9 protein-coding genes and 1 pseudogene are annotated in these 12,198 nt (G+C 72.6%); 4 read left to right on the forward strand and 6 right to left on the reverse strand.

Features of this window, described 5'->3' with window-relative positions; genetic code table 11:
- Both CR470_RS29170 and CR470_RS29175 read right to left on the reverse strand, forming a co-directional pair.
- Positions 1 to 719: TetR family transcriptional regulator (locus CR470_RS29170; RefSeq protein WP_107489511.1), on the reverse strand; the 719-nt coding region annotated here is incomplete at its 3' end.
- A 91-nt stretch (positions 720 to 810) separates the two neighbouring features.
- Positions 811 to 2,592: a 3-hydroxyacyl-CoA dehydrogenase family protein gene (locus CR470_RS29175; protein WP_097870493.1), complete on the reverse strand. Its 1,782-nt coding sequence runs from the start codon at positions 2,590 to 2,592 to the stop codon at positions 811 to 813.
- 359 nt (positions 2,593 to 2,951) lie between these two features.
- Between CR470_RS29175 and CR470_RS29180 the strand changes: the two genes are divergently transcribed.
- The gene (locus tag CR470_RS29180; protein ID WP_179892402.1) at positions 2,952 to 3,524 is read left to right on the forward strand and encodes an adenylosuccinate lyase; all 573 of its coding nucleotides are present in this window, start codon (positions 2,952 to 2,954) and stop codon (positions 3,522 to 3,524) included.
- 123 nt (positions 3,525 to 3,647) lie between these two features.
- On the opposite strand, the gene CR470_RS29185 is transcribed toward CR470_RS29180, so the two are convergent.
- The gene (locus CR470_RS29185; protein WP_097870495.1) at positions 3,648 to 5,234 is read right to left on the reverse strand and encodes an alpha/beta hydrolase; all 1,587 of its coding nucleotides are present in this window, start codon (positions 5,232 to 5,234) and stop codon (positions 3,648 to 3,650) included.
- Positions 5,235 to 5,389: 155 nt separating this feature from the next.
- Positions 5,390 to 6,427 (reverse strand): Rv2578c family radical SAM protein, encoded by a 1,038-nt coding sequence (locus CR470_RS29190; RefSeq protein ID WP_097870496.1) that lies wholly within the window; start codon positions 6,425 to 6,427, stop codon positions 5,390 to 5,392.
- Between the two features lie 274 nt (positions 6,428 to 6,701).
- On the opposite strand from CR470_RS29190, the gene CR470_RS29195 reads away from it, so the two are divergent.
- Both CR470_RS29195 and CR470_RS29200 read left to right on the forward strand, forming a co-directional pair.
- On the forward strand, positions 6,702 to 7,145 hold the full coding sequence (locus CR470_RS29195) for an SRPBCC family protein (protein ID WP_097870497.1): 444 nt from the start codon (positions 6,702 to 6,704) through the stop codon (positions 7,143 to 7,145).
- Positions 7,146 to 7,365: 220 nt separating this feature from the next.
- Positions 7,366 to 9,831: an MFS transporter gene (locus CR470_RS29200; RefSeq protein ID WP_097870498.1), complete on the forward strand. Its 2,466-nt coding sequence runs from the start codon at positions 7,366 to 7,368 to the stop codon at positions 9,829 to 9,831.
- Between the two features lie 78 nt (positions 9,832 to 9,909).
- Here CR470_RS29200 and CR470_RS29205 read toward each other — a convergent pair whose 3' ends face one another.
- Positions 9,910 to 10,815, reverse strand: coding sequence for a LysR family transcriptional regulator (locus CR470_RS29205; RefSeq protein ID WP_097870499.1), 906 nt, complete (start codon positions 10,813 to 10,815; stop codon positions 9,910 to 9,912).
- Between the two features lie 130 nt (positions 10,816 to 10,945).
- On the opposite strand from CR470_RS29205, the gene CR470_RS29210 reads away from it, so the two are divergent.
- Positions 10,946 to 11,950, forward strand: a complete 1,005-nt coding sequence (locus CR470_RS29210; RefSeq protein ID WP_097870500.1) for an aldo/keto reductase — start codon at positions 10,946 to 10,948, stop codon at positions 11,948 to 11,950.
- A 20-nt stretch (positions 11,951 to 11,970) separates the two neighbouring features.
- On the opposite strand, the pseudogene CR470_RS29215 reads toward CR470_RS29210, so the two are convergent.
- A pseudogene (locus CR470_RS29215) lies at positions 11,971 to 12,198 on the reverse strand (hypothetical protein); the annotation flags it as partial.

Here is a 12,198-nt window from a genome sequence, read left to right on the forward strand (position 1 = left end):
ATAAGAGACAGGGCGCGCTCGGGCTCGGCCCCGGGTGCCCGGCCCGCTCCGATGCCCGTGCCGAAGGTGTCGCGCACAATGGCGAAGGCACGGTCGAGCTGCGCCTCCACATCGCCCTGCCCGCCCGCCCGCAGCCAGCGGCGCAGCACATGGTTGTGCGCGGTGACCACGGCGGACGCGGCGACCTCCGCGAGCAGCGGGTCGTCGTTGCCCACATGGTGGTCGCGCTCGTCGAAGTGGCCCAGGAGATAGCGGGTGAACAGCCGCTCGTAGCGGGCCACCGAGGCGATCTCGGCCTCCCGGAGGGTCGGCACCTCACGGGTCAGTTTGTAGCGGGCCACGGAGACGGCGGGCTTGGCCGCGTACATCTTCATGACTTCCTTGATGCCGCGGCAGACGGTGTCGAGCGGGTGCTCGTGCGCGGGGGCGGCGTTGAGGACGGCCTCGGCCCTGACGAGGGTGTCGTCGTGGTCCGGGAAGATGGCCTCTTCCTTGGAGCGGAAGTGGCGGAAAAAGGTCCGCCGGGCGACGCCCGCAGCGCCTGCGATCTCGTCGACGGTGGTCGCCTCGTAGCCCTTCGTCGCGAAGAGCTCCATCGCGGCGGCGGCCAGTTCGCGGCGCATCTTGAGCCGTTGGGCGGCGGCGCGCGTCCCCGCGGTGGTGGTCTCCGGGGCGTCGGTCGCGGCGGTGGCACGGGGTGACTTGGCGGGCTGGGACATGGCATGAACGTAACGCATCGGTGCAGGAGAGCGCGCCTGCGGGGGCGGACCGCCGGAGGGTCCCAGCAGCCCGCCCCACCCGGCTCCCGGGTCAGCGACGGGCATATTCGCGGAAGCCGCGCCCCGTCTTGCGGCCGAGGCACCCCGCGGCGACCAGGTGCTCCAGCAAAGGCGCGGGGGCCAGGCCCGGGTCGCGGAACTCCGCGTGCAGCACCTTCTCGATGGCCAGCGAGACGTCCAGGCCGACCACGTCGAGCAGTTCGAACGGGCCCATCGGGTAGCCGCCGCCCAGCTTCATCGCCGCGTCGATGTCGTCCAGCGAGGCGTAGTGCTCCTCGACCATCTTGATCGCGTTGTTGAGGTACGGGAACAGCAGCGCGTTCACGATGAACCCGGCCCGGTCCCCGCAGTCCACCGGGTGCTTACGGATCTTCGCGCACACTGCGCGGACCGTGGCGTGCACGTCGTCGGCGGTCAGGACGGTGCGGACCACCTCGACCAGCTTCATCGCGGGCGCCGGGTTGAAGAAGTGCATGCCGATGACGTCCTCGGGGCGCGCGGTCGCCCGGGCGATGGCGACGACCGGCAGCGAGGAGGTGGTGGTGGCGAGCACCGCACCCGGCCGGCAGACCTTGTCCAGCGCGGCGAACAGCTGCCGCTTGATCTCCAGGTCCTCGGCGACCGCCTCGACAGCGAGGTCGACCTCGGCGAAGGCGTCCAGCGAACCGGCCGCCGTGATCCGCGCCAGCGTCCCGTCCCGGTCCTCCGCTGTCAGCCGCCCCTTGGCCACCGAACGCTCCAGCGACTTCGCGATCCGGCCCTTGGCGACGTCCGCCTTCTCCTGGGACCTGGCGGCCAGCACCACGGCGAACCCGGCCTTCGCGAAGACCTCCGCGATCCCGGAGGCCATCGTCCCGGAGCCCGCGACGCCGACGGACGCCACCTCGCGCCCCGCTCCGGAGACGGCGTCCGCCGCCGGGGTCAGCGCGTCGGGCACCACGGTCTGGCCGCCCGGGGCGTCGTACGTGTAGAAGCCGCGTCCGGCCTTGCGGCCGGTCAGCCCCGCGCCGCTGAGCTGGCCGAGGACGGGAGCCGGGGCGTGCAGCCGGTCGTGGGACGCGGAGTACATGGCCTCCAGGACGGTGCGGGCGGTGTCGATGCCGATCAGGTCCAGCAGGGCGAGGGGCCCCATCGGCAGCCCACAGCCCAGCTTCATCGCGGCGTCGATGTCCTCGCGTGAGGCGTAGTTCGCCTCGTACATGGCGGCTGCCTGGTTGAGGTAGCCGAAGAGCAGCCCGTCCGCGACGAACCCGGGCCGGTCGCCGACCGCGACGGGCTCCTTGCCCAGCTCCCGGGCCAGTGCGGTGACGGCCTCGACGGCGGGCGGCGCGGTCAGCACCGAGGAGACCACCTCGACCAGCTTCATCGCGGGCGCCGGGTTGAAGAAGTGCAGGCCGAGGACGCGCTCGGGGTGCTGGGACTCGGCGGCCAGGCGGGTCACCGACAGGGCGTTGGTGCCGGTGGCCAGGATCGCGGTGGGGGAGACGATCGCGTCGAGCTCCCGGAACACCTGCTGCTTGATCTCGTACGTCTCGGGCACCACCTCGATGACCAGCTCGGCATCGGCGGCGGCACCGAGGTCGTCGGACGTACGGAACCGGGCCAGGGCGTCGGTCCGCTCCTGCTCGGTGATCCGTCCACGGCCCACGGCCCGCGCGGTGGACGCTTCGAGGGAGGCGACGGCCCCCAGGGCGGCCGCCTCGCTGATGTCGATGCCGATGACCTCGCGGCCCGCCAGGGCCAGGACCTCGGCGATGCCGGTGCCCATGGTGCCGAGGCCGACGACGGCGATGGTGGAGAGAGAGGTGTCCATCAGGGGACTCCAGGGTGAGTGACGGCTGTGGGAGCACGGAACGCGCGGCGATGAGGGAGCGGCGCGTGGCCGTACGGAAGCTGCGTGTCGTGGAGCACGGGGCCGGCGCGCGGGGAACGCGCCCGGCCGTGGGGGTGACGGACTCTGTCCCGGAGTCGCGTCGCACGGAGAAGCCGAACCGACAGGCACTCCGGATGGCTGCGTCACCAGGCCACCGGAGCTTGCGGGGAGTGTGCCCCGCTCAGATGAGATTAACCGGCGAGTAACGAGCGCGCCACCCCTGGATCCTTGTGCCCTGGGCCACATGAACTCCTCGATGCCGCCCCGTACGGAGCGTGCCCGTCGATACGCTGAGCGTCATGGATGAGGAGTTCCGTTCACTCATGGACCGGCTGGAGCCCGAGGCGGCCGGGTCGCCGCAGTACGCCCGGCTCGTCGCCGTCGAGGACCCCGAGGAGCTGGCCCGGGTCCTCGTGGAGCCGCACCGCCCCCTGTGGGCCCGCGAGATAGCCGCCTTCCGGCTCGGCTGCGCGGGCGACCGGCGGGCCTTCGAGGCGCTGGTGCTCCTGCTCAACCACCGCGACCCCGAACGCTGCGTCTCCGCCGCCCACGCCCTGGCCCGACTGGACGACCCCCGCACCCCGAGGGCGGCCGCCGCCCTCGCCACCAACACCCTGCGCATCGCCTACGCCCTGCACCCGGTGCGCCTGCTGACCGACCTGCGGGCCCCCGAGTCGGTCCCCGCCCTGGTCGCCACCCTCCAACGCCTGCTGACCCCCGGCGAACCGCACTGGCGCGTCGCCCTGGCCTGCGTCGAGGGCCTCGGCCGCCTCGCCGACGAACAGGCCCGCCCGGTCCTCACGGCGGCCCTGCCGCACCCGCGCCTCGGCACGGCCGCGGCGGAGGCGCTCAGGCGGCTGCCGGGGGAGTGAGCGGCGGACGCCGCCCCGCGCCGCGGGCGGACCTCCCCGCTCCCTGACGTGGCGTACGCCCCCGATCTCCGACGGACCGCCCGTGCGCCCGCTGTCGCCGGGTGGGCGGGCGGTCCGTCCCGCTCAGCGGCGGAAGCCGAGCATGCCGTGCAGGCGGCTGCCCTTGCTGTTGTCCACCGACTGGGCCGCCGCCTTCTCGGCGGGCAGCGGCTTGGGGTCCGGGAGGGCGGCGCAGACCGCGTCCGCCTCGCCCCGGCCGCGCGGGACCGTTCCGTCGGTCAGATACGCCGCCAGGTGCTCGTCCAGACAGTCGTTGCCGCTCAGTGCGATGCCGTGGTTGCCGCCGCCCTCCTCCACGACGAGGCTGGAGCCCTTGAGCTTGCGGTGCATGCTGACCGCGCCGCCGTACGGGGTCGCCGCGTCGTCCGTGGCCTGGAGGATGAGCGCCGGGGGCAGCTGACGGTTGTTCACCCGGACCGGCTCCAGCGGTGCCACCGGCCAGCTCGCGCACGGCGCGTTGTACCAGGTGTTGTTCCAGGTCATGAACGGCGCCTTCTTGTGGATCCGGCGGCTGTCGTTGCGCCAGGTGCTCCAGTGCTCGGGCCAGCCGGCGTCGCGGCACTGGACGGCCGTGTAGACCGAGTAGCCGTTGTCGCCGCTCGCGTCGACCGCGCCGAAGTTCTCGTACACCTCGACCAGCGCCTCGGCGTCCCGGTTCTTCACGTACGCGGCGAACGCCTCGGCGAGGTAGGGCCAGTAGCCGTTGTAGTACCCGCCGGGGATGAAGGCGTCCTCCAGCTCGCTCGCGCCGACCGTGCCGCCCGCGGGCTCCCGCGCCACGTCCGCCCGCATCCGGTACCAGGCGGCCTCGACGCCCGCCGGGTCGCTGCCCAGGCCGTACACGGAGTCGTTCTTCGCGACCCACGCGGCGAAGGCCTTGTGCCGGTCGTCGAAGGCGTGGTTCTGGCCGAGGTTGCCCTCGTACCAGACGTCGTCCGGGTCGACGACCGAGTCGAGGACCAGGCGGCGCACGCGCTCCGGGTACAGCTTGGCGTAGACCGCGCCCAGGTAGGTGCCGTAGGAGTAGCCGAAGTAGTTGATCTGCCGGGAGCCCAGCGCCCGGCGGATCACGTCGAGGTCCTTGGCGGCGCTGACCGTGTCCATGTACGGCAGCACGTCGCCGTGCTTCTCGCCGCAGGCCCGGGCGAAGGACTCGGCCCGGTCGCGGTTGACGCGCTCCGCCCGGTAGGACGTCGGCACCGAGTCCGGGCGCACCGGATCGAAGTGCCCGGGCAGGCAGTTCAGGGCGGGCGTGCTCCTGCCGACTCCGCGCGGGTCGAAGCCGATCACGTCGTACTGCGCGGCGACCTTCTTCGGCAGCGAGGACGCCACGAACCCGGCCATCGACAGGCCGCTGCCGCCGGGGCCGCCCGGGTTGACCAGCAGCGGGCCCTGGAAGGTCTTCGCGGTGTGCGGGACGCGCGAGAGGGCGAGCGTGATCTGACGGCCCGACGGGCTGCGGTGGTCCAGCGGGGCGCGGACCTTCGCGCACTGGAGCGTCGGGTAGCTGTCGGTCGGGCAGTCGGTCCACTTCGGTTTCGGGGCGGGCGGCCTGCTCGCCGAGGTGGCGGCGGCCGGCGCGGGCGCGGCGGTCAGCAGACCGGCGACGGTCGCACCGACGGCGACCAGAATTCCTGCACGTTTCGTCATGGGGCCTCCCGGGGTGACGGGACGCGGCGCCGGATCACCGGTCCCCGCCGCATGCTCCCCGAATCCCTCAGCGGAAGGACCTGTTCCGCGCGGAGTCGACCCGTACGGTCACGCCATCGGCCCTGCCGGCGGCCGCCCGGACTCCGCCACGGACCTCACAGGAGGGTCAGCTGGGTGGGCCCCGTCTCCGGCGCGGCGGCCGGAGCCGCAGCCGGGCCGATCCGCCGGGCCTCACCCCGGTGCGCCGGGCCGATCCCGAACTCGTCCGCCAGCTCGTGCACCTGACGCGTGATCCGGCGCTGGTACCAGGTGGGCGCGTACGCCCCGTCCGCGTACATCCGCTCGTAGCGCTCCACCAGCTGTGGATGGTGCTGCCCCAGCCAGTGCAGGTACCACTCGCGCGCGCCGGGGCGCAGATGCAGCACCAGCGGGGTCACCGAGGCCGCCCCCGCGTCCGCGATGGCGGCGACGGTGGCGCGCAGTTGCTCCGGGCGGTCGCCGAGGAACGGGATGACGGGGGCCATCAGGACCGAACAGCCGATCCCCGCGTCGGTGAGCGCGCGCACCACGTCCAGTCGTCGTTCGGGGGAGGGGGTGCCCGGTTCGACCGTCCGCCACAGCTCCCGGTCGATGAAACCCACGGAGACCGAGACACCGACCTCGGCGACCTCCGCGGCCTGCCGCAGCAGCTCCAGGTCCCGCAGGACCAGTGTGCCCTTGGTGAGGATCGAGAAGGGGTTGGCCCGGTCGCGCAGGGCGGTGATGATGCCCGGCATGAGCCGGTACCGACCCTCCGCCCTCTGGTAGCAATCGACGTTCGTGCCCATGGCGACGTGCTCGCCCCGCCAGTGCCGGGAGGCCAGCTCCCGCTGGAGCAGCTCGGCGGCGTTGACCTTGACGACGATCTGGGAGTCGAAGCCGATGCCGGTGTCCAGGTCCAGATAGCTGTGGGTCTTGCGGGCGAAGCAGTACACACAGGCGTGCGTGCAGCCCCGGTACGGGTTCACCGTCCATTCGAACGGCATCCGCGAGGCACCGGGCACCCGGTTCAGGATCGAACGGGCCCGGATCTCGTGGAAGGTGATGCCCCGGAATTCCGGGGTGTCGAACGTGCGCGTGGTCACCGCGTCCGCGGCGAAGAGCGCGCTGTTCCCGGTCGTCGAGTTCTTCTCGACCAAGTTGTCCCAGCGCATGGACGCCTCCTCGGTAGCACTCCCCGCAGAATAGAACACTTGTTCCCTTGATCGTGCGCGGCGGGCCCGTGGCGCCCACGACTAGCGTGTGGCCCCTGGTAGCCCCGCTGTATCCGACGCGAGCTGGGTCGTGCTCACCGACCCGGAGGGCAACGAGTTCTGCGTCCTCGGGGGCCGCCGCCCCTGACCCCGGACGGCACCGATTTTGAGCGGCTGTGCCCGAGGTGGTTGGCTCAGCCCACCCACCGAACAACCGAGTGCTGGAGGAACAGCCATGGCGCAGGTCGAGGCCACGACGGAGCGGATCATCGCGGCGGACGCAGAGGACGTGTTCGACGCGCTGGCCGACTACAAGGACGTCCGCGGCAAGGTGCTGACCGGGCACTTCAGCGAGTACGAGGTCCGGGAGGGCGGCGACGGCGAGGGCAGCCTCGTGCACTGGAAGCTCCAGGCGACCAGCAAGCGCGTCCGCGACTGCCTGGTGGAGGTCAGCGAGCCGACCGACGGGCAGCTCGTCGAGAAGGACCGCAACTCCTCCATGGTCACCACCTGGACCGTCACCCCGGCCGGTGAGGGAAAGTCCAAGGCCGTCGTCACCACGGTCTGGGACGGCGCGGGCGGCATCGGAGGGTTCTTCGAGCGGACCTTCGCGCCCAAGGGCCTCGGCCGGATCTACGACGAGCTCCTCCAGAACCTCGCCACCGAGGTCGAGAAGTAATTCCCTTCCACCGCACCGGAGGTCGGAGTTCCGGCCTCCGCGAGCGCGGTCGGCCTCACCGGAACGGGTGGTTTTCCGGGGTGGCCGGTTGTGCGCCGTAGTGGCTCCCACCGGCGCATAAGCCTTCCGTGCGCGCCGCGTACGCCCCTCGTCACGTTTGCCCCGCCTTGCCGCGCGATGCGAGAAATGGGCGGCGCAGGTGCGACGAGGGGAGCGTTACGTGGTGGGTGGTATCACGCTGGTGAAGGACGAGCCGGACGGCCCGGGACCGGACGGCACGACTCCGGACGGCACGGCGGCCACGGTCGAACTCCCCGCCGCACCGCCCCCGCCACCCCCTCCGGCCGGATCCGGCCCGGACGCGGCGGAGATCAGCCCCCGCAAGGTCCGCATGGTCTTCCTCGGGCTGATGCTCACCCTGCTGCTCGCGGCGCTCGACCAGATGATCGTCGCCACCGCCCTGCCGAAGATCGTCGGTGAGCTGCACGGCCTGGAGAAGATGTCCTGGGCGGTCACCGCCTACCTCCTCGCCTCCACCATCGTCCTGCCGCTCTACGGCAAGCTCGGCGACCTCTTCGGCCGCAAGGGCGTCTTCCAGTTCGCCATCGTGGTCTTCATCATCGGCTCCGCCCTCGCCGGCTGGTCGCGCACCATGGACGAGCTGATCGCCTTCCGCGCCCTCCAGGGCATCGGCGGCGGCGGCCTCATGATCGGTGTCCAGGCGATCATCGCGGACATCGTCCCGCCACGGGAGCGCGGCCGCTACATGGGGCTCATCGGCGCGGTCTTCGGCCTCGCCTCGGTCGCGGGTCCCCTGCTCGGCGGGTTCTTCACCGACCACGCCTCCTGGCGCTGGTGCTTCTACATCAACGTCCCCTTCGGCCTGGTCACCCTGGCCGTCATCGCCGTCGTCCTCAAACTGCCCAGGCTCGCCGTCCGGCCCCGGCTCGACGTCCTGGGCGCGGTGCTCCTGGCCGTCGCCTCCACCTGTCTGGTGCTGGTCACCAGTTGGGGCGGCACCGAGTACGCCTGGAGCTCGCGCACCATCCTGGGGCTCGCGGCGGGCGCGGTCGCCACGACGGTGCTCTTCGTCGCCGCCGAACACCGGGCCGCAGAACCGATCATTCCGCTGCGGCTGTTCCGCGACTCCGTCTTCAACGTCACCGGCCTGGTCGGCGCGGTCGTCGGCATCGCGCTCTTCGGGGCCGCCAGCTACCTCCCGACCTACCTCCAGATGGTCGACGGGGCCAGCGCCACCGAATCCGGGCTGCTGATGCTCCCGATGATGATGGGCATCGTCGGCGGGTCCATCGTCTCCGGCCAGCTCATCACCCGCACCGGCCGCTATCGGATCTACCCGATCGTCGGCAGCGCCGTCTCGGTGGTCGGCATGTGGCTGCTGTCCCTGCTGGAGGCGGACACCTCCCCGCTGGCGTACAGCTTCTACCAGGCCGTCCTCGGCATCGGCATCGGACTGGTCATGTCCGTTCTCGTGCTCGCCGTGCAGAACTCCGTACGCCCCTCGGACCTCGGCACCGCCACCAGCGCCAACAACTACTTCCGGCAGATCGGCGGCAGCGTCGGCGCGGCGATCTTCGGCACGCTGTTCGCCGGGCGGCTCTCCGACGCCCTCGGCGTACGCCTGCCCGCAGGCGCGGAGCTGCCCGACCCCGAGTCGATCACCCCGCAGATCGTCCACGCGATGGAACCAGCGCTGCGCGACGCGTACATCCAGGCGTACGTCGACGCGATGCCGCGCATCTTCCTCTACCTCGTGCCGGTGCTCGTGCTCGGCCTGATCCTCGCCTTCTTCCTCAAGGAGAAACCGCTGGTGTCCCACCACAGCCCCGAAGCCGCCGCCGAGATCACGGCCTCCCCGATCCCCGCCGCCCGCGCCGACTCCGGGCGGCCCGCCTCCGGCCACCTCTCCGGGGTCCCGGTCCACGGGAGCGTCCAGCACCCCGACGGCACCACCGTCCCCCGCGCCGCCCTCACCCTCATCGACGTCCAGGGGCGGCAGATCGGGCGGGGGGCCAGCGGCGAGGACGGGCGGTACGCGCTGAGCGTCCCCGGCGCCGGCTCCTACGTCCTGATCGCCGCCGCGGGCGGACACCAGCCGCAGGCCGTCAGCGTCACCGTCGGCGAGCGCCCCGTCGAGCTGGACGTGGTGCTCGGCGGCGCCGGCCGCCTCGCCGGGTCCGTCCTCACCCCCGACGGGGCCCCCGTCCGCGACGCGGCCGTCACCCTGACCGACGTACGCGGCGAGGTCGTCGCCTCCACCCGCACCGGTCACGAGGGCGGCTATGTCATCGGCGAACTGGTCGCCGGCGAGTACACCCTCGCCGCCAGCGCCCCCGCCTTCCGCCCCGCCGCCCTCCCGGTCAGCGTGCAGGCCGCCCGGGAGACCCGGCAGGACATCGAGCTGGCGGGCGGGGCCGTCCTGCGCGGCGTCGTCCGGGCCACCGCCGGACGCCCCGTCGAGGACGCCCGGGTCACCCTGCTGGACGCGGCGGGCAACGTGGTGGACACCCTCACCACCGGACCCGACGGATCGTTCCGGTTCGTGGACCTGTCGTCCGGCGAGTACACCGTGATCGCCGCCGGATACCCGCCGGTCGCCACCGTCCTCCAGGTCGCGGGTGGCGGCCGCACCGAACGCGATCTCCAACTCGGTCACGAGGACTGAGACGTACGGGGCCGAGGCGTACGGCGCTGAGACGTACGGGGACGGGCCGAGCGCCCGGGGCCGGTGAGGTTCCGGGGCTCAGCCCCGGGCCGGCTCCCGCACCGGGTCCTCCCGCACCAGCCGCATCAGCGCCCGTGCCCCCGGGCTCAGACTCCGCGCCGCCGGAAGCACCACCACGCTCTCGTACACCGGCCGGCGGGCGCCCCTCAGCTCCACGGCGACCAGCCGGGCCGCCTCCGGCTTGCGGGAGAAGTGGTGCGGCACCACCGCGATCCCCAGCCCCTCCTGCACCAGCTCCAGCAGGCTGTGCACATCGTTGACCTCAAGACCCACCGTCCGGCGCACCCCCGCCGCCGCGAACGCCTCGTCGGCGGCCCGCCGGGGGCCCCAGTCCGGATGGAAGTCGATGAACGACGCCCCCGGCAGCTCCTCCCACCCCACCTCCGGCCGCCCGGCGAACGCGTGCCCCGCCGCGCACAGCAGCACCATCGGCTCCCGGGCCAGCGGCACCAGCTGCCCGCGCCACTCCGCCGGGCTGACCGTCGCGGCGAACGCGAGGTCGAGGCGTCCGCCCGTCACCCCGTCCAGCAGGCTGCTGGTGCCCTCCTGCCGCAGCCTCAGCTCCATCTGCGGATGCTCCCGGTGGAACGCCGCCAGCAACCGCGCCGGACTCACCCCCGCCACGCACTGCTCGACCCCGATCGTCAGCGTCCCGCGCAGCAGCCCCCGTACGGCATCGACCGCGTCGCGCGCGGCCCGCGCGCCCGCCAGCGTGCGCTCCGCCTCCACCAGCAGCGCCCGCCCGGCCTCGGTGAGCAGGACCCTGCGCGTGGTACGGCTGAACAACGGGGTCCGCAGCTCCTGCTCCAGCGCCCGTACGGAGGCGGAGAGCCCGGACTGCGAGACGGCGAGGCGCGCGGCGGCGCGGGTGAAGTGCCGCTCCTCGGCCACGGCGACGAAGTGTTCCAGCTGACGCAATTCCATGATTGAGCAACCTAAGCGATGAATCCGAGCGGAATCTCCTGTTGGACTGCTGGATCCATCTGCGGAAGCCTGGACCGGGTGCGCGCCGGTCCCGGCGCGCCACCCCCGTACCCCTACCGCGGAGCCCCGTATGTACCTGCCGTCCGCCGACCGCTACTCCGCCATGCCCTACCGGCGCACGGGCCGCAGCGGTCTGCTGCTGCCCGCGCTCTCCCTCGGCCTCTGGCACAACTTCGGAGGCGACAGGACGCCCGAGGAACAGGGCCGCATCCTGCGTCGTGCCTTCGACCTCGGCATCACCCACTTCGACCTGGCCAACAACTACGGCCCGCCGCCCGGCTCCGCCGAACTCACCCTGGGCCGCGCCCTGGCGACCGACTTCGCCCACCTGCGCGACGAGATCGTCATCTCCACCAAGGCCGGCTACCACATGTGGGACGGACCGTACGGGGAGTGGGGCTCGCGCAAGTACCTGCGCTCCTCCCTCGACCAGAGCCTGAAGCGCCTCGGCGTCGGTTACGTCGACATCTTCTACTCCCACCGGCCCGACCCCGAGACCCCCCTCGAAGAGACGATGGGCGCGCTCGACACCGCCGTACGGCAGGGCAAAGCCCTCTACGCCGGCCTGTCCAACTACTCCGCCGCGCAGACCCGTGAGGCCGCCGCGATCCTGAAGGACCTCGGCACTCCGCTCCTCATCCACCAGCCCCGCTACTCGATGCTCGACCGCCGCATCGAGGACGACGGGCTGCCGGACCTCCTCGACGAGCTGGGCGTCGGGTCCATCGCCTACTCGCCGCTGGAGCAGGGCATCCTCACCGACCGCTATCTGAACGGCATCCCGGCCGGCTCCCGGGCCGCCGGTGCGAGCCCCTTCCTGACGCCCGACGCCGTCACCCCGCATCTGGTGGATCGGCTGCGCGCGCTGGACGCGCTGGCGAAGGAGCGCGGCCAGTCGCTCGCGCAGCTGGCCCTGGCCTGGGTACTGCGCGGCGGCCGTCTCACCTCCGCCGTGGTCGGCGCGAGCAGCGTCGCCCAGCTGGAGAACAGCGTCGAGGCCGCCCGGAACCTGGAGTTCACCGAGGACGAGCTGTCCCGGATCGAGGAGCTGCTGCGGGGCGCGAAGACGGGCTGACGACGGTCGGGCGCGTGCACTCAGTGCGTTCCGTTCCCGCCCTGTCCCGTGGGGCACCGCGCCTTTCCGGCCGGCGCCAGCGGGCATTCGGCGACAGCCGGGGCCCCGGCCGGGGCGGGCGCCGCGGGAGCCTTGCCTGCCGCGCCGAGGAGCAGGGCCGCGAACGTGGCGGCCAGCGCGGCGGAGCGGAGCCGGTGGCGGCGGTACAGCGGCCGTACGGGGGCGGGCACGTGGGGGGAGTTCACGGG

The sequence above is a fragment of the Streptomyces sp. rh34 genome, from assembly GCF_002551245.1.
GTDB lineage: Bacteria > Actinomycetota > Actinomycetes > Streptomycetales > Streptomycetaceae > Streptomyces.

Coding starts and splice junctions, on each gene's coding strand:
- CR470_RS29175 (WP_097870493.1), bottom strand. CDS start 2,592: ATGGACACCTCTCTCTCCACCATCGCCGTCGTCGGCCTCGGCACCATG.
- CR470_RS29180 (WP_179892402.1), top strand. CDS start 2,952: ATGGATGAGGAGTTCCGTTCACTCATGGACCGGCTGGAGCCCGAGGCG.
- CR470_RS29185 (WP_097870495.1), bottom strand. CDS start 5,234: ATGACGAAACGTGCAGGAATTCTGGTCGCCGTCGGTGCGACCGTCGCC.
- CR470_RS29190 (WP_097870496.1), bottom strand. CDS start 6,427: ATGCGCTGGGACAACTTGGTCGAGAAGAACTCGACGACCGGGAACAGC.
- CR470_RS29195 (WP_097870497.1), top strand. CDS start 6,702: ATGGCGCAGGTCGAGGCCACGACGGAGCGGATCATCGCGGCGGACGCA.
- CR470_RS29205 (WP_097870499.1), bottom strand. CDS start 10,815: ATGGAATTGCGTCAGCTGGAACACTTCGTCGCCGTGGCCGAGGAGCGG.
- CR470_RS29210 (WP_097870500.1), top strand. CDS start 10,946: ATGTACCTGCCGTCCGCCGACCGCTACTCCGCCATGCCCTACCGGCGC.